This is a genomic window from Ruegeria sp. AB5 (assembly GCF_056542645.1).
Genome location: NZ_JBQGAE010000005.1, coordinates 21,434 through 43,215 on the forward strand (window position 1 = coordinate 21,434; position 21,782 = coordinate 43,215).

The following is a 21,782-nucleotide window of genomic DNA, read 5'->3' on the forward strand; positions in this document are numbered from 1 at the left end:
TCTCCTTAAGCTCGATCCGACGGGTTGCCGGGCATCAGGTCATAGGGGGGTTTCCAGCCGGGCTGCTCGGACAGGCGAGTCAGCCAGGCGTCGATGTTGGGCCAGTCGGCACGGTCAAAGCCGAATGGTTCGGGATAGTAGAGGTAACCGCAGCAGCTGAGATCGGCGTTGGTCACGCCGTCCCCAACAATCCAGTCGCGGCCCTCAAGGTGGGTGTTCAGAACATCATAGGCCGCTTTCAGACGGCCTTGGTTGAAGGCAATCACATCGGCATTGCGGTGTTCTTCGGGCAGGAAATTCATCAGGAAGCGGGTCATGCCCGCCATCGAGCTGAGCTTGTGGTTGTCCCACAGCACCCAACGCAGAATGTCGTAGTTCTCTTCCCGTGTCTTGCCGCCGAATTTACCTGATTTCTCAGTGATATAAGCCTGAATCGCGCCAGACTGGGAGGTCTTGAAATCACCGTCGATCAGGAAGGGCGCTTCGCCCATTACGTTGACATCAGAGCGGAACTCTGGGCTGCGGGTGACGCCTTTGAAGAAATCGACAAAGACCGGTTCCCAGTCAAGACCGGACATTTCCAGTGCCAGAGCAGCTTTGTAACTGTTCCCGCTTTCTCCGAAGCAATGCAGTTTTATGGTCATGCGCTCGCCCCTCCCGTGGCGTTTTGTGCATCTGCTGCCCAAGCTTTTCGGCCTTGGTGCCTAGCGCTTGCGCGCCTCCAACTCGGAATTGAAGAGACGCAATCGATGGGTCAGGTTGTCTTCGTCAATGACGCTGTTGAAATTCTCGAACAGAAAAGACAGCGCCTCGCCTTCATCCAACCCGGCCTCGCGGGCAAAAGCCCTGAGTTTGCGATAGCCGTCCTCGGTCATGGCAACCGGGAAGCGGCGGGTCAGGCGAAAGCGTTTGGGCATTCTGTCTCCTCCGAATACAAGGACCCGGGCGGTGTCGCCCGAGCCCAGACTGTGATCAGAAGTTCGCCGCGTCCAGAGCCATCACCGTATCTGCACCGGTCTGAATGCGCGACAGGTGCATTGCAGTCGCGGGCAGGCGGCGCGCCATGTAGTACCGGCCGGTGTTGATCTTGGTCTCGTAGAACTCTTTGTCCGAGGCGCCACCGTCCAGCGCGTCTTGTGCGGCCTTGGCCATCTGCGCCCACATCAGGCCCAGGCAGACATGACCGAACATGTGCATGAAGTCATAAGAACCGGACAGAGCGTTGTTCGGGTTCTTCATGCCTTCCTGCATGAAGTACATGCCAGCGGCCTGCAGATCCTTGGATGCGGCCTTCAGCGGTTCGATGAAGGCTTTGTCATAGGCTTCGTTCTGGCCGGCGTTTTCCTTGCAGAAGGTTTTGACCATATCGAAGAACGCCATGACGTGCTTGCCGCCATCCTGCGCCAGCTTGCGCCCCACAAGGTCAAGCGCCTGAACGCCGTTTGCACCTTCGTAGATCATCGCGATACGGGCATCGCGGGTGTATTGCGACATGCCCCATTCTTCGATGTAGCCGTGGCCGCCATAGACCTGTTGGGCCTGAACGGTCATGTCGTAGCCTTCGTCCGTCAGGAAGCCCTTGATGACCGGCGTCAGCAGCGAGATCAGCCCGTCCGCATCCTTGTCGCCCGAGCGGTGCGCCTTGTCGATCATGGTCGCGCCCCACAGGATGAACGCGCGCGCGCCCTCGGTGAAGCTTTTTTGATCCATCAAGCTGCGGCGAATGTCGGGGTGAACGATCAGCGGGTCTGCGGGGCCATCAGGGTTTTTCGCCCCGGTCACGTCGCGGCCCTGCAGGCGGTCCTTGGCGTATTCCACAGCGTTCTGATACGCCGCGTCGGCCTGGGACAGACCCTGCATGCCAACACCCAGACGGGCCTCGTTCATCATTGTGAACATGGCGCGCATACCTTTGTGCTCTTCACCCAGAAGGTATCCGGTTGCCTCGTCGTAGTTCATCACACAGGTCGAGTTGCCGTGGATGCCCATTTTCTCTTCGATGTTGCCAACGGCGACGCCGTTGCGCTCACCCAGGCTGCCGTCTTCGTTGACCAGGAATTTGGGAACGATGAACAGGGACACGCCCTTGATGCCTTCGGGGCCGCCCACGATCTTGGCCAGCACCAGATGGATGATGTTGTCGGCCATGTCGTGTTCACCAGCCGAGATAAAGATTTTCTGGCCGGAAATCTTGTAGCTTCCATCCGCCTGCGGTTCGGCTTTGGTGCGCATCAGGCCCAGATCGGTGCCGCAATGCGGTTCGGTCAGGTTCATGGTGCCGGTCCATTCACAGCTGACCATGTTGGGCAGATAAGTGTTCTTCTGCTCGTCGGTTCCGTGCGCCAGAATGGCCGAAGCGGCACCATGGGTCAGACCCTGATACATCGTGAACGCCTGGTTTGAACCCGAGAACATCTCGCCGACGGCTGTGCCCATGACATAGGGCATGTTCTGGCCGCCATACTCTTCCGGCATGTCGAGGCCAGTCCAACCACCTTCCTTCATCTGCTCGAAGGCTTCTTTAAACCCGGTTGGGGTGTACACGATACCGTTTTCCAGCCGGCACCCTTCGGTGTCTCCAACCACGTTCAGCGGGTGCAGAACGTTGGTGGCAACCTTGCCGGCTTCTTCCAGAACGGCACCGGTAAACTCGGCCTCCAGTTCGTCATAGCCGGGAATATCCGATTGCGAGACATTCAGGACGTTGTGCAGGATGAACTGCATATCTTTGGTTGGCGCGTTGTAAACGGGCATGTGAAGCTCCCTTAATTCATATGTCCGGGTGGGCGGGCTTATTCAGCCGCCTTTTTTTCGTGTTTCATCGAGGCGATGACCTTCTCGCCCCAGCGCAACTGCTCTTTCAGATCGTCGATGGCTTGCGTCAACTCTTCGCGGCGCGATTCCATATCGGCCAGACGCTCGCACGCAATCTCAAAGGTCCGGGTCATCTGGGTCAGCTGTTGGTCGCCGACGTGGTACAAATCCAGAAGCTGGCGGATTTCTTCAAGGCTGAACCCGAACCGCTTGCCGCGCAGGATCAGCTTGAGACGTGCACGATCCCGTTTGGTGAACAGTCGTTTCTGACCCTCGCGGATCGGAAACAGCAATTCCTTTGCCTCATAGAATCGCAAGGTACGAGGCGTGACATCATAGGTCTCGCACATATCGCGGATGGTCATAAGGTCTTCGGTCATTGTTCATACCCTCGTCACTGGCGTCATCTGACAGGACTTGCGCAGTTGCTGTTCGCTTTACAACACGAGAGTGACGTTTGCGTAATCCAGACGCTGCGTCACTTCAAAGTTGACGTAACATCAGAACACGTAAGGGCGAAGGGCCGCAATTTTATTTCCCCAACGTCACGATGTTTTCGGGCCAGGATCGCAATCGGAATCATCAAGCCCGTGACGCGCTTTGATGCGTAGCTACAATCCGACAGTTCAGTTCAGGGAGTTCGCAGTGTGATTTCGCAGGCGCCTGAGTTCGTCCATTGCCTCGTCAAGCTGAGCGCGCTGTTGGCGCAGCTCTTCCATCTGCCGGTCGGCCATTTCGACAAAGGTTGCCATCTGGGCCTGGTTGCCCTGATCTTCGTAAATCAGAAGCCATTGCCGAATCTCTTCCAGAGGGAAACCGAATTTCCGCCCTCGCATGATCAGCTTCATCCGCGCGCATTCCCGCGCCCCATAAAATCGGGACCGGCCTTCGCGGTCTGGCTGCAACAGCTCAATATACTCGTAGTAGCGCAGAGTGCGCGGCGTCACATCGAACTCGGCGCACATGTCTTTGAATGACAAACGGTTGTCGGACATTCGGGGTCTCCTCGTTCGCAACCTAGGGCGTCGCGACGGCAAGCGCAACAGGTGGGCTTGCCCTTTGCTTTTTCTGCGGCTCATAAAGGGGGCGCCAACACAGGATGTAACTCAATGGTCGACAAGACAGCTCTAGCCCGCCAGTTCATCGAGGCCATTCCTCATGCGCGGGCCATCGGTCTGCGGCTGACGCAGATCGGTGAAGGTGAGGCCGAGATCACGATGCCGTACAATCAGGACCTGATCGGCGATCCGCGCACCGGTGTGATTCATGGTGGGGCGATCTCGACCATTCTGGATACCTGCTGCGGTGCCGCGGTGATGAGCCATCCGTCGGCCCCAGGGGGAACCGCGACGATCGATCTGCGCATTGACTATATGCGGGCTGCAAAGCCAGGGCAGAGCATAACGGCGCGGGCCAGTTGCTACCATATCACCCGCAACGTCGCCTTTGTGCGGGCAACGGCTATGGATGATGATCACGAACGACCCGTGGCGACCGCGTCTGGCGCGTTTACTGTAGAGGGGTAGCAACATGGCCCGATCCCGTCCCGAACCGGTGCAGGTGGTCAAGCAACGGCGCGATGCGGCGCTGCGCGCGCTGGTCGATGGCGTGCCCTATATCCGGTTTCTGAACATCAGTTTCGACCGCCGCGGCGATGAACTGACCGGCGTTCTGAACTTTGATGAAAAGCTGATCGGCAACCCTCTGCTGCCCGCCATCCACGGTGGTGTGACGGCGGCGTTTCTTGAAGTGACAGCGGTGATCACGCTGAGCTGGGAGCATCTGTATCCCGGCATTGAAAGTGGTGAGATCGATGCAGCGGCTATCGTAGCTGACGAATCCATCCGCTTTCCCAAGACCATCGATTTCACGGTCGATTACTTGCGGTCTGGCCTGCCACGCGACGCTTATGCGCGCGCGTTTATCAATCGGGCAGGGCGGCGCTATGCCTCGGTCCGGGTTGAGGCCTGGCAGGACAATCACGCCAAGCTGTTTGCTCAGGCAACGGGGCATTTCCTGATGCCGCAGCCGTCTCGGGACAAGGGCTGACCATGCGGGACGCCTCGGCACCCATAACTCACAGGCGGGTGCTGAAGATCGCGGTGCCGATTGTGTTGTCTAACGCGACAGTGCCGATACTGGGCGCGGTGGATACGGGCGTTGTCGGCCAGATGGGCGAAGCAGCCCCCATTGGCGCGGTGGGGATCGGTGCGGTGATCCTGTCGGCGATCTACTGGATCTTCGGATTTCTGCGGATGGGGACAACAGGCCTTGCCGCACAGGCGCGCGGGGCAGGGGACATAGCCGAGATGCGCGCCCTGCTGATCCGGGGGCTGATGCTGGGCGGGGCGGCGGGATTGCTGTTCATCCTTGCGCAGGTGGCGATTTTTAGTGGGGCATTTTGGTTGTCCCCCGCCAGCCCCGAAGTCGAGTCGCTTTCGCGCGCGTATCTTGAGATACGTATCTGGGGGGCGCCTGCGACGATTGCGCTTTATGCGGTGACCGGCTGGCTGATCGCGGTTGAGCGCACGCGCGGAGTGTTTCTGTTGCAGGTCTGGATGAACGGCCTGAACATCGCACTGGACCTGTGGTTCGTTCTGGGTCTTGGCTGGGGTGTGGAAGGTGTGGCGATTGCCACGCTGATCGCAGAATGGACCGGGCTTGCGCTGGGCCTGTGGTTGTGCCGCACTGGGTTTCAAAATCAAATCTGGCGTGATTGGCCCCGCATCTTTGATGCGGCCCGCCTGCGGCGCATGCTGCAAGTAAACAGCGACATCATGATCCGCTCTGTCCTTCTGACCGGATCGTTCACAACATTCCTGTTCGTGGGTTCCGATCTGGGCGACATCAACCTTGCGGCCAATCAGGTGCTTTTGCAGTTTCTTGAGATCACAGCCTTTGCGTTGGATGGGTTCGCTTTTTCCGCCGAGGCCCTCGTGGGTGGGGCCGTCGGTGCGCGCGACAGGTATCAGGTGCGACGCGCCTCGATCATGGCATCGCAATGGGGTGTCGGTGGGGCGGTCCTGCTGGGGGCCACGTTCTACTTTGCCGGACCGGCGTTGATCGATCTGATGTCCACATCGCCCGAGGTGCGGGATGCCGGGCGTGAGTTCCTGTTCTGGGCTGCAATCGCCCCGATCGTCGGCGTGGCCAGCTGGATGTTTGACGGTATCTATATTGGGGCGACATGGACGCGCGAGATGCGCAATGCCATGTTGCAATCGGTGGCGATCTACGTTGTCGCCCTGTTCTTGCTGGTGCCCGCCTTCGGCAATCATGGACTTTGGGCGGCGCTGATGGTGCTCAATACCGCGCGCGGCGTGACCATGGGCTGGCGGTATCGCGGACTTGAGGCTCGCGTGGCCTAAAGCAGGCCCAACAGGTTTTCCGGCGGGCGTCCAATGGCGGCCTTGTCATTCAGGATCGCCAGAGGCCGTTCGATCAGGATCGGGTTTTCGGCCATGGCTTGGATCAGGTCCGCATCAGGGGTGTTCTTGGACAGCCCCAGTTCTTTGAACCGCGTCTCGCCCGTGCGCATCATCTGAATAGCGGAAACACCCAGTAGGGCTTGTGCCGCCCGCAGTTCGGTGACCGACGGTGCGTCTTCAAGGTACTTTCGGACGTGAATCTCGGCTCCACGTTCTTCCAGCAAAACCAATCCCATCTGGGACTTCGAACAGCGCGGGTTGTGCCAGTATTCAATCACAGCCAGTCCTTTCGTTTGCTGCCGACCGCCTGCGCAACAGTATCAAACCCGTCGCGGGCCAGCAGGGCGTCCAGACCCTGCGCGATATCGGTCGCCAGAGAAATACCGCCATATACCATCGCCGTATAAAATTGCACCGCCGAGGCACCTGCGCAGATCTTGGCATAGGCTTGTTCGGCCGTGCCGATGCCGCCCACACCGATCAACGGGATCTTGTTTTCGGTCAACGCGCTCAGACGGGCCAACACGCGGGTCGATTTTTCGAAAAGCGGTGCCCCGGATAGACCGCCTTTTTCCGTCTTGTGTGCACTGCGTAAACCATCCCGGGACAGAGTGGTGTTGGTGGCAATCACGGCATCCACACCCGTTTCGGCGGCCACTTCCGCGATGTCCTGCAACTCGGTCTCGGTCAGGTCCGGTGAAATTTTCAGGAAGATGGGCAAGGGACAGGGCAGCGCATCGCGCGTTTCGATGACGCCGCTTAACAAGGCACCAAGTGCGGCCTTGCCCTGAAGATCCCTCAGCTTTTCGGTGTTCGGGGACGAGACATTGACGGTCGCAAAATCCAGATGCGTGGCGCAATGGGCCAGTACTTTGGCGAAATCTCCGGGCCGGTCGTCACTGTCTTTGTTCGCGCCAAGATTCAAGCCGATCACCGCGTCTTTCGGACGATGGGCCAGACGCTGTGCCATGACTTCCATACCGTCGTTGTTAAAGCCAAAACGGTTGATGGCGGCCTTGTCCTCGGTCAGTCGGAACAGGCGTGGTTTTGGATTTCCCGGTTGCGGGCGCGGGGTCACGGCGCCGACTTCAATAAACCCAAAACCCGCTTTTGACAGCGGGGTAAGCACCTCGCCGTTCTTGTCGAAACCTGCCGCCAGTCCCACTGGATTGGGCAGGTGCAGTCCAGCGACTTTGGTGGCCAGCCGCGTCGATGTCACCGGGCCGGGCGTCGGGGCCAGACCGGCCTTCAGCGCCTTGATCGACATCCCATGGGCGGTTTCCGGATCCATTCGGTGCAGGGCCGCCAGCCCCAGTTTTTCAGTCAGCTTCATCCGAAGGATGCTCCTGTTTGCATCTCGCCACAACGGATCAGGCGCGACGTTGCGACCGCCGCCTGACGATGCACGACGGCGGCCCGGTAGATAGGGTCGGTTATCATTTCAAGAAAGGCATGGGCGGTGGGGTAGCGGGCGATGAACACCTCGTCCCATGTTTCATCCAGCGGCCCGATCAGCGTCGCCTGGTACGCGCCCCTCCACAAGATTGATGCCCCGATTCGGGTCAGGATCGGGGCGGTTTCCGTACCGTAGTTCCGGTAGGCCTCGGGCCCCGTCAGACCAGAATTCGCCAGAGCGTGACCCGATGGATAAACCGCTGCCGTGCGAAACCGGACGAGGTTCAGCATTTCGATGGGATGATTCCGATCCAGCACCTTGAAGGCGTCGAACTGTTCGCGTTCGGGATCGACATAGGCGCTCATACCATCTCTCGCGGGAATTGATGCGTTTGGCCGTCAAAAGGCAGGGCGCGCGCCCAAACAACATCGCTTGTGCGAATCTGACGGTAAAGATGCGGAAACAGGTCCCCGCCGCGCGACACCTCCCATCGCAGGTCGCCGCCCATTGCGGTGGCATCGCAGGCCAGCAGGGTCAGGCCCTCGACCCCGGCGAAATGTTTGGCAGCGGTTTCTGCGGCTTGCTGAGCGGTCGAAAAGTGGACAAACCCGTCTGACACGTCGATCGGTGCGCCATCCGTTGCCCCGTGAGCTTGCAATTCTGCCCATTCGTGGGCCCGAAATATCTTGTAGATCAGCATGGCGTCGTGATGCCCCGCCTGCCAAGTGGAATCAAGTTGCATTTCCACCTTTGACTCTTCCGCGTCATCAGAGCACGATCCAAGCAAACAACGACAGGGAGTTTCAATATGTTAACCCGTCTTCTTGCGTCCGCCGCTCTGCTCAGCCTGACTGCGGGAGCGGCTGCCGCCGAATACAAGCTGACCATTCTGCACACCAACGACATTCACAGTCGTATCGAGTCGATCAACAAATACGATTCAACCTGCGATGCCGAGGACGAGGCAGAGGGCAAGTGTTTTGGGGGAATGGCCCGTCTGAAAACGGCCGTCGACGCCAAGCGTGGCGAACTCGCGGATGAAAATGTTCTGCTGCTTGACGCGGGCGATCCGTTTCAGGGGTCGCTTTTTTACACGACCTACAAGGGCGCAGCCGAAGCCGAGTTCATGGAGGACATCGGCTATGACGTCATGGCAGTCGGCAACCACGAATTCGATGACGGTCCCGAAGGTCTGGCGGCGTTCATCGACGCTGTAAGTTTCCCGGTCATATCGGGAAATCTGGACCTGTCCTCCTCGGCTGAACTGAAAGACAAGGTCCAAAACCATGTGGTTCTTGAGGTTGGTGGCCAGAAGATCGGCATTATCTCCGCCCTGGCTACCGACACGGTGGACACGTCGAGCCCCGGCAAGGATGTCATTTTCCAGGATGAGATCGAAAGCCTGAAGGCTGATGTGGCCGCGTTGGAAGAAGAGGGCGTGGATATCATCATCGCCTTGAATCACGTGGGACTGGCAAAGGACCTTCAGATTGCCGAACAAGTTCCGGGTCTTGACTTGGTGGTCGGAGGCCATTCGCACACATTGCTGTCCAACACCGATGAGGATGCGGCAGGCCCTTACCCGGTGATGGTCGGCGATGTGCCGGTGGTTCAGGCCTATGCGTATTCAAAATATCTGGGCGAGGTCACTTTGACCTTTGATGACGACGGCAATCTGATTTCGGCAGAAGGTGAACCAATCCTTCTGGATGCCTCTGTTACACCGGATGCAGCGATCGCGGCACGTGTCGCAGAAATGGGCGCGCCGATTGAAGAGATGAAACAGCGAGTCGTTGCCAGCTCGGCCGCTGCCATTGAGGGGTCGCGCGATGTTTGCCGCGTTCAGGAATGCGAGATGGGCAATCTTGTTGCGGATGCCATGCTCGCGCGTGTTGCGGATCAGGGGGCTCGAATCGCGATAGCGAATGCGGGCGGTCTGCGCGCCTCGATCGACGAAGGTGAGGTTACAATGGGCGAAGTGCTGACTGTGCTGCCGTTCCAGAACACCCTTTCGACCTTTGAGATCAGCGGTCAGGGCGTGATCGATGCATTGGAAAACGGCGTCAGCCAAGTCGAAGAGGTGAAAGGTCGCTTCCCGCAGGTTGCTGGCTTGACTTTTACTTGGGACCCGTCCGTGGCTCCAACGGAAGGACGTATCAGCGATGTGATGGTGGCTGAAGGCGACGGTTTTGTGCCAATTGATCCATCTGCAACATATCTTGTCGTCACGAACAACTACGTGCGCAATGGTGGAGACGGGTACCGTATGTTTGAAGGCGACGACAAGAACGCCTATGACTACGGTCCGGATTTGGCGGACGTCACGGCCGAGTATCTTGCGGAAAACGCACCCTACCAACCCTACCTGGATGGGCGTATCCAACGGAAATAGCGATAGAAAACACCGCGCCCTTGGGGCGCGGTGTTTTTTCCTATCAGCTGAAATCGTATTCCGGCCAGAGCGCGGGATCGAACCCGTCCAGCATCGGCTGGATGTGATCGGCAACGTCGCGCCAACCGCCAATTGATTTGGTCGAAATTTTCTTTCTAACCTGGTCGATACTGGCCGTGCGCACCTGCTTTTTGTTGTCTTCCGGATGCATCATGACTTCGGTCCATTCGATCCCGCAGAACTGGGCCACTTGCTGGCTGTAGGTCTTCGGGTCAGCTACTAGATCCTCGTATTGAACAGTCAAAATCTGATCTCCGAACACGGCATCCCAATGCGCCATGTAGCGCCGGTACATGTTTGCGGAATGGGCGATGGTCTCCAGTTTTGACGAGTAGTTCATGCCACCAGCAGGGAATCGCCTGATCCATTTCGACAGTCCGACATCACGCGGGTCGCGCAACATGTTGATGATTTTGGCATTTGGGAAGGCGGACAAAAGGAAACCGACCCGTTGGTAGTTGTGGGGCATCTTGTCGACGAATGCGGTCGAGTCTGCAGGAATGGGCGGCATGAGTTCGCGAAAATCTTCTGCAAAATCGCGGGCGGCTTCGTCATCATATTCCTTTTCGCCTTTTCGGTAGTCGCTAGACAAATCCGCGGCCAGAATGAGCTCCCCGCACCCGGAAATTTGTGGGTCCGAACTCAACATCATCTCCATCAACGTGGTACCCGAACGCGGTTGTCCGATCACGAAAATAGGGACTGGTTTTTTGATTACCCCGGAACTTGGCTGAGTGGCTGTGACCGGAAAGAGAGAGGTAATCTGTTGGAATTTCTGCTCCTCGCGGTCCACATTATAGGGATTTGTTTCGTGCTGCATTGCATTGGCAACCGCAAACTGGGGAAGCGCTGCGTTCAACCCATTTGCCTTGGAAATCACCTGCGCTTTGGCAAACTCCAGATCCGGGGCCGCCGCTTCGTTCTCCTTGATTGCAGCGTCCAGCGTTTCAAGGAACTCAGCTGCTTTTTCCGTTTCCACCATGGTAGACAGTTGGAACAAGGCAGAGGGATGTGTTGGGTTGGCGTCCAGGATGTCGTTCAAAATGCTAAGCATGCCTTCTTTGTCACCACTTTGGTGGAGGTTGATTGCTTTTTGGAAGGCGATGCCAAGATTGTTTGGGGCCAATTCGTAGGCGCGCGACACATCGCGTGTGTTGTCGTCGACGAAGCCTATACGCCCGTAGGCGTTCGCCCGTTTAGACAGAAACTTGGGATTATCGGGGTCAGTTTCCAACTTGTGGGTCGTATACTGTATGATCGAACGCCAGTTCTTACCCTGGCGTTGGATTTCCTCGATAACCCGGGCGAGTTCTTTGTTGCGCGGAAACTTTTCCGCCATTTGTTCCGCATAGGACAGAGCTTTGGACACCTGACCAGTCTGCATCAGCGCATTTGCAAGGTTCTCGGCAAACTGCGGATCATCGGGCTTCATCCGTGAGGCTTCCACAAAATGTGGGATTGATCGCTTGTATTGTTTCATTTCCGTCAGAACAAAACCTGCGATCGCCTGATAGTCGGAATCTTTCGGGAACTTTTTGATACCCAACTGGGCTTTCTTTAGCGCCTGCGGCAGCTTTCCTGCGTCCAGCAAAGCCATAGCCTTGCCCTTCAAGGAATTCGCTGTTTGATTTTCCATGTGACCCCGTGAGACCCTGTGCCTGTATGAAACGGTTATCGATGGTTCATTACCCATGTGCGGACGGTTTGCAATAACTCTTCCCAATGACGCAATGGCGCAGCTATTTTCTGCGCGGCCCGCGAATGCTTTACCTGCGGTGCCCAACTTCAATGTATGTCCTACAAATCAGGTTCACGTTGTGCGTTCCGGGGACGCCGGACGTCAGTTGGATGCATTGCGATGGGGGTTTCTGCCGCACTGGTACAAAACTCAAACAGCTGGGCCTTTGTTAATAAATGCGCGGGCCGAAACAATTGCGGAAAAACCTGCATTTCGCGAGGCGAGCCGCACGCGGCGCTGCCTGATCGTGGCGAGTGGATTTTATGAATGGACCAAGACGGAACAAGGGACAAGGCTGCCCTGGTATATCAGCCGCAAAAACGGCGGCACCATCGCATTTGCGGGCGTCTGGCAGGATTGGGGTTCTGAGGAGGCGCGGCAATCCACGTGTGCCATCGTCACCACGCAGGCGAACCAAACCCTGTCAGCCATCCACCATAGGATGCCCCTGATCATCGAGTCGGACGATTGGCCGCTCTGGTTGGGAGAAGCGGGCAAGGGGGCGGCACGGCTGATGCGTCCGGGGGCCGAGGATGTGTTGAAGTTTCATCGTGTCGACACGGCCGTGAATTCCAACCGTGCCTCAGGACCTGAATTGCCCGAGGCAATCTGACAATGATCGCTGGCGGGCTTTTCTTGTCAGGCTCTGGCGGTTAGATCATTGGCATGGCTATAAAATTCTCTGATTTACCGCAGCTCTATGCGCATGGGTTTGATGCTGTGATCGACGTCCGCAGCCCAGCCGAGTTTACCCAAGACCACCTGCCGGGTGCGATCAATCTGCCTGTGCTGGACGATGAAGAACGCGCGCGGGTGGGTACGATCTACAAGCAACAAAGCCCGTTTTTGGCCCGGAAAATCGGAGCGGCTTTGGTGTTTCGAAACACGGCCCGGCACGTTGAACACAGCCTCAGCCATCATCAGGGAAGCTGGCGACCGCTGGTCTATTGCTGGCGGGGCGGTCAGCGCTCGGGCTCGTTCACATGGGCATTGCAACAGATCGGCTGGCGGGCCGAGGTGGTCGATGGCGGGTACCGCACCTATCGCCGCCTTGTGAACGCGTATCTGTATGATCGGCCGCTGCCGTTTCGGTTAGTGGCCTTGGATGGCTATACCGGAACCGCAAAGACCGAATTGCTTCAGCACCTTGCCCAACGTGAAATTCAGATCGTTGATCTGGAAGGGTTGGCCAACCATCGTGGGTCTCTGCTGGGCGAAATGCCGGGTGGGCAGCCCAGCCAGAAATCCTTTGAGTCCGCTCTTTCTGCCGCTTTCTGTGCGCTGGACCCCGCGCGCCCCGTCGTGGTCGAAGCAGAATCGTCGAAGATCGGCGATCGTATTCTGCCACCCAGCCTCTGGACCGCAATATGCAATGCACCGCGTATTCAGGTTGCCGCGCCGCTTGCGGAGCGTGCCGCGTATCTGACCCGCGCCTACGACGACATTCTGTCGGATGGTGATCGGTTGCGTGACCGGCTGTCTCCGCTTCGCTCACATCGCGGGCACGAAGTTGTTGATACATGGCTGGACCTGATCGATGCCGGGGACAAACACCTCTTGACCTGCGCGCTGATGGAACAGCACTACGATCCTGCTTATGCCAAGTCCCAACGGTTGCATCCTGTCAAAATTCTGGCTCGGATTGATGTTTTGCAGTTGGACAAAGCTGGGTTGCACAATGCCGCTGTCCAGATCGAACATGCATTGGATCAGCTTTGAAGCGTTAACCCCGCAGCGTCGGTCAGGCGTCCTATCTTTTGTGCCGGGTATCCGGCTTCACGCAGGCGTTTCAATACGTTATCTGCGTCACTTTGGTCGATTGCCGCCAGCAAACCACCTGCGGTCTGAGGGTCAAACAACAGCGCGGCCTTCCCGTCCGAGGGGAGCTCGGGCGCAATGGATCGATTCTCGTCAAACAGGGTCGAGCGGATGCCGTTTTCGCTCAGCTCGAGTGCTCCGAGCATCACCGGAAGTGCAGCAATATCCAGCACCGCGCCGCAGCCGGAGGCGTTGCATATCCCTTGTAAATGCCCGGCCAGTCCAAATCCCGTGACATCCGTCATAGCATGCGCGCCCGACAGAATGCACGCTGCCGCCGCCTGCGAATGGGTCATGAGATCATATGCCGTGGCGACTGTATCACCGTCAGCACGTCCGGCCATTTCCGCCGCCATCACAATGCCGCTGCCAATCGGTTTGGTCAGAATCAGCACGTCCCCGGGTTTTCCACTCGCCAGCGTGATCGGCGCGTTGGGGCACAGACCTGTAACCGTGAAGCCGATCGTCATCTCGTCCCCTATCGAGCTATGACCACCGACGATTTCGGCCCCGGCTTCTTGCATCGCCTCATTCGCGCTGTGCATGATTTCGGCCAAGGTCCGTTCCTGCAACTCGGAGGACATGCGGGGCAGGATAATCGTCGCGGTCGCAGCCTGAGGGTCCGCGCCCATGGCCCAGATATCCCCCAGGGCGTGGACCACCGCGATACGCGTCATCAGCACCGGGTCGTTGGTCGCACTGCGCAGATGGTCCGTGGTCATGACCTGCCTTGCAGTGCCGGTTGTCAGCAATGCCGCGTCGTCTCCGGGCAATGGTGTTACATCTGACCGAACAGTAGCGGGCAGAGCTTTGATCACGCGTTGCAAAGCGTCCCGTCCGACCTTTGCGCCGCAGCCACCACACATCGGTTTGTCGCCCAGTGCCTCGGGTACACCGGCGGCATACGCGTGGGGCAATGCTGTGGCTTTCATGGCTGGCAAGTCTCGAAATCTGTTCATGAAGGTCTGGTCGATGTGGTTTTTCCACTTCCACATCAATGCGCCACTGAAAGAGGTGCCCAGGCGTTCCCCCAACGCAGATTTGCCGCCAAGAGAAATCAGTTTCAGATAGTCCTTTTGGGGCACATACCGGCGCATTTTCCCGGCTCCCAGCGCGGCCCGCAGGTTGTTGAACAGAACCGGCGCCTCGCGTACTGCGTAAACCCCCGCCTTGGGTCGCGGATTCTCGGTCAGGTGGGCGCAGTCTCCGGCGGCGAAAACTGCGGGATCGCTGGACTGAAGGTGACCGTTCACGCGGATAAAACCGTCACTCAGGTCCAGCCCGGTGCGGCTGATCCAGTCATAGGCACGGGCACCGGCGGCGCCAGTTACAAAATCTGCCGGAATCTGTCGGCCATCCTCAAGCGCGACATGGTTTGAAGTGATGCTTTTGATCGACACCCCTTCCAGCACGTCCACCCCGAGGTTGGTCATTGCTTGACGGATGGTTGCGGCGGCTTTGGGGACCGTCGCTGTCAGGGCCGAGGCATTGTCGATCAGCGTCACCTGCGTCGGGCGTTGCCTGACTTTCAGCGCATGGGCCATAGCCATGGCCAGTTCAACGCCAGCAACGCCACCCCCGATCACGACAACCGATGCGGGGCCGTCACTGTCCAGATATGTGGCCCAACGGGCGGCGAACGGGCCAAGAGGCTTGGCAGGCACGGCGTGTTCGCCAAAACCGGGCAGGGCGGGCATTTCCGACGTGATCCCGACATTGACCGAGGCCACATCGAAAGCGACCGGAGGTCGCCCGGGTACATGGATACAGCGCTGCGTGGTATCGATGCCGTCGACCGCCCCCAAGATCACCCGCGCCCCCGCAAACCGGGCGAGCTTTACCAGATCGATGTCCAGCTCCCATCGGGCGTAGTGACCGGCAACATAGCCGGGCAACATCCCCGAATAAGGAGCGGTTGGTCCCGGGTTGATCACTGTCACCCGCGCGCCGGGCAAGGCGTTCATCCCCCATTTGCGCAGCAGCAGGGCGTGGGTATGTCCTCCACCAATCAGAACCAGATCACGGGTCAGGGGCAGCGGAGGTTTGTGCATCAGAGTCAGTTCGTACTGTGGTCAGGGACGTCTTCAACCTGTTCGACCGCGTGGGTGGCCCAAAGCTCATCCTCGCCCGCACTCGGCAGATCTTGTGCTTTTTCATGGCGATGAATGTGCCACTTGGCAATAAACAGGGCCGTGATCGGAGCTGTCAGGAACAAGAACAGCGTAATCAGCAGCTCGTGCATGGACAGTTTGCCTTCCAGCAGAACCGAATGCGCGATCGAGGCCAGCAATACGCCGCCCACGCCCAGTGTTGTCGCCTTGGTCGGAGCGTGCAGACGCGACATCGGATCTTTCAGTTTGATCATCCCAAACGAGCCCACGAACCCAAAGATACCCGAAACGATCAGGAACACGGCGATCAGTATCTCGACTAAAAATGTCATATCGCCCTCATTCGATGATGTTGCCGCGCAGCATGAAGCGCGCATAGGCCACGGTTGAAACGAAGCCCAGCATGGCGATGATCATGGCGGCCTCGAAAAAGATCTCGCTGCCTTGCGACAGACCATACAGAATCATAAGGGCGATGGTGTTGATCACCATCGTGTCCAGAGCCAACACGCGGGTGCCGACGCCATCTGCGGTGATGATCCGCCAAAGGCACATCATGATCGCTGCTCCGAAACAGGCAAAAGCAAACCAGATCGCATAGATCATCATTCGAAAATCTCCTTCAGGCGGCGTTCGTAGCGTTGTTTGATCTGGTCGCGAACCGCATCGGGGTCCGGTGCGTCAAGGCAATGAACCAACAGGTTGTGACCTTGCGCTGACAGATCACAGCTTACTGTGCCGGGCGTCATTGTTATCGTGCCCGCCAGAACGGTGATGGCTTCGGGGGTGCGCAACTCGAGCGGGATGCAGATCCAGCCCGGCTTGCGGTCACCATCGCGTTTGAACAGGATGATCCGGGCAACGGTGATGTTGGCCATAACGATATCCCACAGGACCACCAGCATGTATTCCGCCACCATCGGCCAGTTCCGCAGCTTTGGACGGTCCGGCCAGTAAGGTTGTGTGATGAACGGGATGATGATGCCCAGGATCAGGCCGAATACGAGCGAGTTCAAGGACCCGTTATTGGCCAACAGAACCCACACCAGCGTCAGCAGAAAGGTCAGGTGCGGGTGCGGAAAGACGCGGTGTAACAGCTTGATCATTCTTCCACTCCCAATACAGCCGAGATGTATTGCTCGGGTGTGAACAATTGTTCAGCGGTTTTGCTGGTGTATTCCAAGGCTGGACCGGCAAAAACGGTCAGCAGAATCAATCCTGCGACCAGACCAAAGACCGCGGTGAAGGCCAGTCCGGGATTGGGCTCGGGCGCGGCTATGGGCGGGTTTTCGTCCGGTTCCGTCTCTGGCGGTATGTGCTGCGCGTCGTGGCATTTCCAGAAGATCAGCGATCCGGCCCGCGCCAATCCGACGATGGTGACAAAAGACCCGATCAGAACCACGGCCCACACCCATGTCGAGTCCGGCGCATCGCGTGCAGCGTCCAGCACCAGAAGCTTGCCGATGAAACCCGACAGCGGCGGCATTCCCGCCATGGCAATGGCGCCAACAAAGAAAAGAGCCGAGATCAAGCCGGTCTGTGCCATGGGTGCCTTGGGCACGATGGCACCGCCGCGCCGCTCCATCACCAAATCCGCAATGAGGAACAGCAGCGCCGTGGCCAGCGTTGAATGGAAAACATAGTAGAGCGCCGCAGCACTGGCGTCCGGCGTGAAAAGCGATATGGCGATCAGCAGCGTACCCATTGACGCAATGGCGCAAAAGGCCACCATCCGCGCGATATGCTGCGCGCCGAGAATGCCGATGGCCCCAACGGCCAGCGTCAACAATGCGGCAGGTTGCAACCATTCGCCAACCAACCCTTGGGTTGCTTCCACCTCTGGTCCAAATGCCAGCGTATACATCCGGATGATTGAATAGGCCCCAACCTTTGTCATGATCGCAAATAATGCGGCAACAGGCAGTGGCGCATTGGCATAGCTGGCCGGAAGCCAGAAATGCAGCGGCAGCACGGCGGCCTTGATACAGAAGACCAGCAACAGCAGCACGGCACCGACACGCAGCAAGGCGGTGTCTTCGGCTGGCAGTTCCGCTACACGTAGCGCGATGTCGGCCATGTTCAGCGTGCCGGTCACGCCATAGAGAGTGCCCAAAGCGAACAGAAACAGGGTCGAGCCCAGCAGGTTATAAGCCACGTACTGCACGCCCGATTTCAGACGCACCGAGCCACCCCCGTGAGTCATCAACCCGTAGGATGCGATCAGAAGAACTTCGAAAAAGACAAACAGGTTGAACGCGTCACCGGTCAGGAACGCGCCGCAAACGCCCATAAGCTGGAAATGAAACAGCGCGTGGAAATGCTTCCCCCGCTCATCCCAACCCGAGGCAATCGCGTAAAGGACAATGGGCAAGGCAAGCAGAGCGGTCAGCAGAACCATCATGGCCGAAAGCCGGTCAAGGACCATGACAATGCCAAATGGCGCAGGCCAGTTGCCAAGCTCGTAGACCTGGATCTCACCTCCCGACGCTTGCGCGGTGATGGTCAGGGCAATGCCAAGCAGGGCAATGACGCCCGAGACCGAGAAGATGCGCTGCAGGTCCAGATGATAACGCAGGACCATGATGATGAACGGGGCCAGGATCGCAGGAAGGACGATCGGCGCGACGATCCAGTGGTTCATGCGTCTTCTCCCGGCGCGTCCACGCTGTCCTGCGGGCTCATGTCGATATGGTCATCCTTCGAGGACAGGTAGGCGGACAGGGCAATCATCACGATCACGGCTGTCATGCCGAACGAGATCACGATGGCGGTCAGAACCAATGCCTGCGGCAGCGGATCCGTGTAGGGGACGTCTTCGTATTTGTTCAGAACGGCAGGCGCGTTCAGCGCCAACCGCCCGGTGGCAAACAGGAACACGTTCACCGCATAGGTGATCAATGACAGGCCAAGAATGACCGGAAATGTCCGGCGACGCAGGATCAGGAAAATCCCGGCGGCGGTCATAATGCCTACGGCAGAGGCAACGAGCGCTTCCATCAGGCCTGCTCCTTCTCTTTGTCTTCGTCTTGGGCAGCATCCCTAAGCGGGTTGATATCCATCGGGAATTCCTGTGCCATGCCCGGTCGCCACGCAAAGCGCGACAGGCTGTCCAATGCCAGCATCACAGCGCCAAGAACAGCCAGGAATACGCCCACATCGAACAACATGGCTGTTGCCCATTCGAACTCTTCCAGCGGCGGCCAGTTGATATAGCCGAAGTCGCTGGTCAGGAAGGGACGCTCGTTGAACCAGGCCCCCAGACCGGTGGCAGCGGCGATTAATACGCCCCAGCCGATAGTGCCGTGATAGTAGAACCTTTGCCGCTCGATGGCCCAGGTGTAGCCGCTGGCCATGTATTGCATCAGGAAGGCAATCGCCACGACCAGACCGGCGATGAAGCCACCCCCGGGCTGGTTATGGCCGCGGAAGAAGATGTAGGCGCCGACCATCAGGGCAATCGGCATCATCACCCGGGTCACAACGACCATCATGAGCGGGTGCGAATCCCCCGATTGCGGCCAATGGGGTTTGCGATTCAGCAGGTAGCCACGCACATTGGTGCCCAAGACCGCTTCGGTCAGGGCAAAGATGATCAGTGCCGCAATGCCCAGAACGATAATCTCACCAAAGGTATCGAAGCCCCTGAAATCCACTAGGATGACATTCACCACGTTGGTGCCGCCACCGCCCTTGTACGAGTTTGCAAGGTGGAACTCGGAGATCGTCGGAAAGGCAAAGTCGCGCAGCATGATCGCATAGATCAACGCTCCACTCCCGATCCCGGCGACAACGGAAATCGCGGCGTCCCGCCAGCGCCGTGCGGCTGAACTGTCCCAAGGTGTTTCGGTTGGCAGGAAGTTCAGTGACAACAGCAGCAGGATCATTGTCACAACTTCGACCGAGATTTGCGTCAAAGCCAGGTCCGGTGCGGATAGATAGTTGAAGGCGATCGACACGATCAGGCCAACAACACCGATCAGAACCAGCGACAACAGGCGATTGCGGTGGAACCACATGATGCCCAAGGTTGCACCCACCAGACAGATCCAGCCGATGATGGGGATGATCTGCGCGGGCAACGGAACGCGGGTTTCAACGCTTATCGTTCCGGTTGCATAGGCGTAGTAGCCCAGCCCGACGGTGAAGGCGACGAAGACGATCGCGTAACGGCTGAGGACGCCGTTATGCAGCTCGTCCGTGATCCACTGGCTAAGCCGCGTAAACGCGTTGATGATCGCCTCGAAAATCACCTTGGCCTCGGGGCGGGGCAGGGCGTTCCAAATCTGTTCACCGCGTTTGTGCTGTGACAGAAGAAACAGACCGCCCAGCGTGGCCACGACGGACATGTACAGGGCAGGCGTAAAACCGTGCCACAGTTTCAGCGAGTAGTAGGGCAGCTTTTCGCCCCCGATGACGGCGCTGGAAACAACGGCGACCAACGGACCGACGATGGCGGCTGAATAAAGACCAATCAATATGACCAGAACAACAAGGAAGGCAGGTGCAATCCACAGACCAACGGGTGGGTCATGTGGCTTTGCCGGATAGTCGTCACGCTTCGGGCCAAGGAACACATGGCTTACGAACCGGAACGAGTAGGCCGCCGAGAACAGCGCCGCCACCAAGGCCAGAGCGGGCACTAGATAGTGCGTGTTCAGCCACGTGGTATGCACCGTTTCTTCCAGCATCATTTCTTTCGACAGGAACCCATTCAGAGGGGGCAGCCCGGCCATCGACAGGGCTGCAATGGTTCCGATGGTGAATGTGACAGGCATCAGATGGCGCAAGCCGCCCAGTCGTTTGACGTCTCGTGTTCCGGTCTCGTGATCGACGATCCCGGCGGTCATGAACAGTGCTGCTTTGAACGTCGCATGGTTGATGATGTGGAACACGGCGGCAACGGCTGCGAATTTGGTGCCAAAGCCCAGCAGCATGGTGATCAGGCCCAGATGCGACACGGTCGAAAACGCCAACAGCGCCTTCAGGTCATCCTTGAACAGCGCGATCACAGCCCCAAGCAACATTGTCACCAGACCGGTCGTCGCCACGATGTAGAACCAGGCCTCGGTGCCGGACAGCACCGGCCACATGCGCGCCATCAGGAACAGACCGGCTTTCACCATGGTGGCCGAGTGCAGATAGGCCGAAACCGGCGTCGGTGCGGCCATCGCGTGTGGCAGCCAGAAATGAAACGGGAACTGCGCCGATTTGGTGAAACACCCAAGCAGGATCAGGATCAATGCAGGCAGGTAGTACGGCGAGGCCTGGATCAACTCTTTGTTCTGCAGAATGACGCTCAAGTCATAGGACCCCACGATGTTGCCTAGGATCAGCATGCCCGCGATCATCGCGAGCCCGCCTCCACCTGTGACCGCCAGTGCCATTCGCGCGCCTTGGCGGCCTTCGGGAAGATGTTTCCAATAGCCGATCAACAGGAAGGAGCTGAGGGAAGTCAATTCCCAGAAAATCAACAAAAGCAGGATATTGTCGGACAGAACGATACCGACCATCGCGCCTTGAAACAGCAAAAGGTAAGTATAGAACTGCCCCATCGGATCCTCACGCGACAGGTAGAACCGCGCGTACAGGATGATCAGCAGGCCGATGCCCAAAATCAGCAGGGCAAACAGAAATCCCAGACCGTCCAGCATGAAATTTGCATTCAGTCCCAAACCCGGAATCCAATCGAACCGGGCGGTCACGACGTCTCCGCGCATTATCGAGGGGATGTGAAGCAGAAGACCCATCAGGGCGAGAAAAGTGGTAAGCCCTGCGGCCGAAGCGGCTGCATTTCGTCCCGCCCGGATCAGGAGGGCTGGAAAAACAGCTCCGATAAAGGGAAGGGCCGCGATGAGGAATAGGGACAAGTACGGTACTCCGGTCTTTGCGGTCAATATGACTGAATTGGTAAGGATAATTTAATGACTGTTCAAAAATTGCAAGGTTTTGAACGGTTCTAAAAGATACATATTAGATGCCTTTTACCTGCGTGATAATGACGCGAACTTGATCCAGGGGCCTGAAT

Annotated in this window: 23 protein-coding genes; 6 read left to right on the forward strand and 17 right to left on the reverse strand. The window is 58.1% G+C overall.

Going from position 1 to position 21,782, the window contains the following annotated elements; translation table 11 throughout:
- Nucleotides 1-5: 5 nt before the first annotated feature.
- The 5 genes from ACR0L4_RS10775 to ACR0L4_RS10795 form a co-directional block, all read right to left on the reverse strand.
- Nucleotides 6-644 (reverse strand): glutathione S-transferase family protein, encoded by a 639-nt coding sequence (locus ACR0L4_RS10775; RefSeq protein WP_480512849.1) that lies wholly within the window; start codon nucleotides 642-644, stop codon nucleotides 6-8.
- A 60-nt stretch (nucleotides 645-704) separates the two neighbouring features.
- On the reverse strand, nucleotides 705-917 hold the full coding sequence (locus tag ACR0L4_RS10780; protein WP_152457422.1) for a hypothetical protein: 213 nt from the start codon (nucleotides 915-917) through the stop codon (nucleotides 705-707).
- A gap of 55 nt (nucleotides 918-972) precedes the next feature.
- Nucleotides 973-2,754, reverse strand: a complete 1,782-nt coding sequence (locus ACR0L4_RS10785) for an acyl-CoA dehydrogenase C-terminal domain-containing protein (protein ID WP_480512851.1) — start codon at nucleotides 2,752-2,754, stop codon at nucleotides 973-975.
- Between the two features lie 38 nt (nucleotides 2,755-2,792).
- Complete coding sequence (locus ACR0L4_RS10790) at nucleotides 2,793-3,194, reverse strand: MerR family DNA-binding protein (RefSeq protein WP_170751184.1); 402 nt, start codon at nucleotides 3,192-3,194, stop codon at nucleotides 2,793-2,795.
- Between the two features lie 246 nt (nucleotides 3,195-3,440).
- Nucleotides 3,441-3,809, reverse strand: coding sequence for a MerR family DNA-binding protein (locus ACR0L4_RS10795; protein WP_170751181.1), 369 nt, complete (start codon nucleotides 3,807-3,809; stop codon nucleotides 3,441-3,443).
- A 114-nt stretch (nucleotides 3,810-3,923) separates the two neighbouring features.
- On the opposite strand from ACR0L4_RS10795, the gene ACR0L4_RS10800 reads away from it, so the two are divergent.
- Genes ACR0L4_RS10800 through ACR0L4_RS10810 form a run of 3 tightly spaced genes read left to right on the forward strand, consistent with a single transcriptional unit; the run spans nucleotide 3,924 to nucleotide 6,182 of the window.
- Nucleotides 3,924-4,340, forward strand: coding sequence for a PaaI family thioesterase (locus tag ACR0L4_RS10800; protein ID WP_480512854.1), 417 nt, complete (start codon nucleotides 3,924-3,926; stop codon nucleotides 4,338-4,340).
- A 4-nt stretch (nucleotides 4,341-4,344) separates the two neighbouring features.
- Nucleotides 4,345-4,863, forward strand: a complete 519-nt coding sequence (locus ACR0L4_RS10805; RefSeq protein ID WP_170751177.1) for a PaaI family thioesterase — start codon at nucleotides 4,345-4,347, stop codon at nucleotides 4,861-4,863.
- A gap of 2 nt (nucleotides 4,864-4,865) precedes the next feature.
- On the forward strand, nucleotides 4,866-6,182 hold the full coding sequence (locus ACR0L4_RS10810; RefSeq protein WP_480512856.1) for an MATE family efflux transporter: 1,317 nt from the start codon (nucleotides 4,866-4,868) through the stop codon (nucleotides 6,180-6,182).
- On the opposite strand, the gene arsC is transcribed toward ACR0L4_RS10810, so the two are convergent.
- The 4 genes from arsC to ACR0L4_RS10830 are packed head-to-tail and all read right to left on the reverse strand — an operon-like array spanning nucleotide 6,179 to nucleotide 8,338.
- The gene (arsC, locus tag ACR0L4_RS10815) at nucleotides 6,179-6,520 is read right to left on the reverse strand and encodes an arsenate reductase (glutaredoxin) (RefSeq protein WP_480512858.1); all 342 of its coding nucleotides are present in this window, start codon (nucleotides 6,518-6,520) and stop codon (nucleotides 6,179-6,181) included. The two genes, ACR0L4_RS10810 and arsC, sit on opposite strands and share 4 nt — an antisense overlap.
- Entirely contained in the window at nucleotides 6,517-7,575 is a 1,059-nt protein-coding gene (locus ACR0L4_RS10820) for a quinone-dependent dihydroorotate dehydrogenase (RefSeq protein WP_480512860.1), read from the reverse strand. The genes arsC and ACR0L4_RS10820 overlap by 4 nt, the downstream gene beginning before the upstream one ends.
- Nucleotides 7,572-8,003 (reverse strand): DUF1330 domain-containing protein, encoded by a 432-nt coding sequence (locus ACR0L4_RS10825; protein ID WP_480512862.1) that lies wholly within the window; start codon nucleotides 8,001-8,003, stop codon nucleotides 7,572-7,574. Before ACR0L4_RS10825 ends, ACR0L4_RS10820 begins: the two co-directional genes overlap by 4 nt.
- A complete protein-coding gene (locus ACR0L4_RS10830; RefSeq protein WP_480513216.1) occupies nucleotides 8,000-8,338 on the reverse strand; it encodes a DUF952 domain-containing protein in 339 nt (112 codons plus the stop codon). The genes ACR0L4_RS10825 and ACR0L4_RS10830 overlap by 4 nt, the downstream gene beginning before the upstream one ends.
- 108 nt (nucleotides 8,339-8,446) lie before the next feature.
- Between ACR0L4_RS10830 and ACR0L4_RS10835 the strand changes: the two genes are divergently transcribed.
- Complete coding sequence (locus ACR0L4_RS10835) at nucleotides 8,447-10,030, forward strand: bifunctional metallophosphatase/5'-nucleotidase (protein WP_480512864.1); 1,584 nt, start codon at nucleotides 8,447-8,449, stop codon at nucleotides 10,028-10,030.
- 43 nt (nucleotides 10,031-10,073) lie between these two features.
- Here ACR0L4_RS10835 and ACR0L4_RS10840 read toward each other — a convergent pair whose 3' ends face one another.
- Nucleotides 10,074-11,726 carry a sulfotransferase gene (locus ACR0L4_RS10840; RefSeq protein WP_170751164.1) on the reverse strand — a complete coding sequence of 551 codons (1,653 nt, stop codon included), beginning with the start codon at nucleotides 11,724-11,726 and terminating at the stop codon, nucleotides 10,074-10,076.
- A 55-nt stretch (nucleotides 11,727-11,781) separates the two neighbouring features.
- On the opposite strand from ACR0L4_RS10840, the gene ACR0L4_RS10845 reads away from it, so the two are divergent.
- Both ACR0L4_RS10845 and mnmH read left to right on the forward strand, forming a co-directional pair.
- Nucleotides 11,782-12,441, forward strand: coding sequence for an SOS response-associated peptidase family protein (locus ACR0L4_RS10845; protein ID WP_170751162.1), 660 nt, complete (start codon nucleotides 11,782-11,784; stop codon nucleotides 12,439-12,441).
- A 53-nt stretch (nucleotides 12,442-12,494) separates the two neighbouring features.
- Nucleotides 12,495-13,547, forward strand: coding sequence for a tRNA 2-selenouridine(34) synthase MnmH (gene mnmH, locus ACR0L4_RS10850; protein ID WP_480512867.1), 1,053 nt, complete (start codon nucleotides 12,495-12,497; stop codon nucleotides 13,545-13,547).
- On the opposite strand, the gene selD is transcribed toward mnmH, so the two are convergent.
- From selD to ACR0L4_RS10885, 7 genes are read right to left on the reverse strand one after another with little or no spacing between them, the layout of a single operon-like run.
- The gene (gene selD / locus ACR0L4_RS10855; protein WP_480512869.1) at nucleotides 13,538-15,697 is read right to left on the reverse strand and encodes a selenide, water dikinase SelD; all 2,160 of its coding nucleotides are present in this window, start codon (nucleotides 15,695-15,697) and stop codon (nucleotides 13,538-13,540) included. The genes mnmH and selD overlap by 10 nt on opposite strands.
- A 5-nt stretch (nucleotides 15,698-15,702) precedes the next feature.
- Nucleotides 15,703-16,089, reverse strand: a complete 387-nt coding sequence (locus ACR0L4_RS10860) for a Na+/H+ antiporter subunit G (protein ID WP_480512871.1) — start codon at nucleotides 16,087-16,089, stop codon at nucleotides 15,703-15,705.
- 7 nt (nucleotides 16,090-16,096) lie between these two features.
- A complete protein-coding gene (locus ACR0L4_RS10865) occupies nucleotides 16,097-16,366 on the reverse strand; it encodes a K+/H+ antiporter subunit F (protein ID WP_170751154.1) in 270 nt (89 codons plus the stop codon).
- Nucleotides 16,363-16,860, reverse strand: coding sequence for a Na+/H+ antiporter subunit E (locus ACR0L4_RS10870; RefSeq protein WP_480513218.1), 498 nt, complete (start codon nucleotides 16,858-16,860; stop codon nucleotides 16,363-16,365). Before ACR0L4_RS10870 ends, ACR0L4_RS10865 begins: the two co-directional genes overlap by 4 nt.
- Entirely contained in the window at nucleotides 16,860-18,398 is a 1,539-nt protein-coding gene (locus tag ACR0L4_RS10875; protein WP_170751152.1) for a monovalent cation/H+ antiporter subunit D, read from the reverse strand. Before ACR0L4_RS10875 ends, ACR0L4_RS10870 begins: the two co-directional genes overlap by 1 nt.
- The gene (locus ACR0L4_RS10880) at nucleotides 18,395-18,754 is read right to left on the reverse strand and encodes a Na+/H+ antiporter subunit C (protein WP_170751150.1); all 360 of its coding nucleotides are present in this window, start codon (nucleotides 18,752-18,754) and stop codon (nucleotides 18,395-18,397) included. The genes ACR0L4_RS10875 and ACR0L4_RS10880 overlap by 4 nt, the downstream gene beginning before the upstream one ends.
- Entirely contained in the window at nucleotides 18,754-21,624 is a 2,871-nt protein-coding gene (locus tag ACR0L4_RS10885) for a monovalent cation/H+ antiporter subunit A (RefSeq protein ID WP_480512873.1), read from the reverse strand. The genes ACR0L4_RS10880 and ACR0L4_RS10885 overlap by 1 nt, the downstream gene beginning before the upstream one ends.
- Nucleotides 21,625-21,782: the final 158 nt, after the last annotated feature.

What these genes read in the sequence shown, in the direction of transcription:
- ACR0L4_RS10840 (WP_170751164.1), bottom strand. Translation starts at nt 11,726, where the DNA reads ATGGAAAATCAAACAGCGAATTCCTTGAAGGGCAAGGCTATGGCTTTG.
- ACR0L4_RS10825 (WP_480512862.1), bottom strand. Translation starts at nt 8,003, where the DNA reads ATGAGCGCCTATGTCGATCCCGAACGCGAACAGTTCGACGCCTTCAAG.
- ACR0L4_RS10820 (WP_480512860.1), bottom strand. Translation starts at nt 7,575, where the DNA reads ATGAAGCTGACTGAAAAACTGGGGCTGGCGGCCCTGCACCGAATGGAT.
- ACR0L4_RS10835 (WP_480512864.1), top strand. Translation starts at nt 8,447, where the DNA reads ATGTTAACCCGTCTTCTTGCGTCCGCCGCTCTGCTCAGCCTGACTGCG.
- ACR0L4_RS10785 (WP_480512851.1), bottom strand. Translation starts at nt 2,754, where the DNA reads ATGCCCGTTTACAACGCGCCAACCAAAGATATGCAGTTCATCCTGCAC.
- ACR0L4_RS10875 (WP_170751152.1), bottom strand. Translation starts at nt 18,398, where the DNA reads ATGAACCACTGGATCGTCGCGCCGATCGTCCTTCCTGCGATCCTGGCC.
- ACR0L4_RS10860 (WP_480512871.1), bottom strand. Translation starts at nt 16,089, where the DNA reads ATGACATTTTTAGTCGAGATACTGATCGCCGTGTTCCTGATCGTTTCG.
- ACR0L4_RS10795 (WP_170751181.1), bottom strand. Translation starts at nt 3,809, where the DNA reads ATGTCCGACAACCGTTTGTCATTCAAAGACATGTGCGCCGAGTTCGAT.
- ACR0L4_RS10775 (WP_480512849.1), bottom strand. Translation starts at nt 644, where the DNA reads ATGACCATAAAACTGCATTGCTTCGGAGAAAGCGGGAACAGTTACAAA.
- mnmH (WP_480512867.1), top strand. Translation starts at nt 12,495, where the DNA reads ATGGCTATAAAATTCTCTGATTTACCGCAGCTCTATGCGCATGGGTTT.
- selD (WP_480512869.1), bottom strand. Translation starts at nt 15,697, where the DNA reads ATGCACAAACCTCCGCTGCCCCTGACCCGTGATCTGGTTCTGATTGGT.
- ACR0L4_RS10790 (WP_170751184.1), bottom strand. Translation starts at nt 3,194, where the DNA reads ATGACCGAAGACCTTATGACCATCCGCGATATGTGCGAGACCTATGAT.
- ACR0L4_RS10805 (WP_170751177.1), top strand. Translation starts at nt 4,345, where the DNA reads ATGGCCCGATCCCGTCCCGAACCGGTGCAGGTGGTCAAGCAACGGCGC.
- ACR0L4_RS10800 (WP_480512854.1), top strand. Translation starts at nt 3,924, where the DNA reads ATGGTCGACAAGACAGCTCTAGCCCGCCAGTTCATCGAGGCCATTCCT.
- ACR0L4_RS10865 (WP_170751154.1), bottom strand. Translation starts at nt 16,366, where the DNA reads ATGATGATCTATGCGATCTGGTTTGCTTTTGCCTGTTTCGGAGCAGCG.
- ACR0L4_RS10845 (WP_170751162.1), top strand. Translation starts at nt 11,782, where the DNA reads ATGTGCGGACGGTTTGCAATAACTCTTCCCAATGACGCAATGGCGCAG.
- ACR0L4_RS10830 (WP_480513216.1), bottom strand. Translation starts at nt 8,338, where the DNA reads ATGCTGATCTACAAGATATTTCGGGCCCACGAATGGGCAGAATTGCAA.
- ACR0L4_RS10780 (WP_152457422.1), bottom strand. Translation starts at nt 917, where the DNA reads ATGCCCAAACGCTTTCGCCTGACCCGCCGCTTCCCGGTTGCCATGACC.
- ACR0L4_RS10880 (WP_170751150.1), bottom strand. Translation starts at nt 18,754, where the DNA reads ATGGAAGCGCTCGTTGCCTCTGCCGTAGGCATTATGACCGCCGCCGGG.
- ACR0L4_RS10810 (WP_480512856.1), top strand. Translation starts at nt 4,866, where the DNA reads ATGCGGGACGCCTCGGCACCCATAACTCACAGGCGGGTGCTGAAGATC.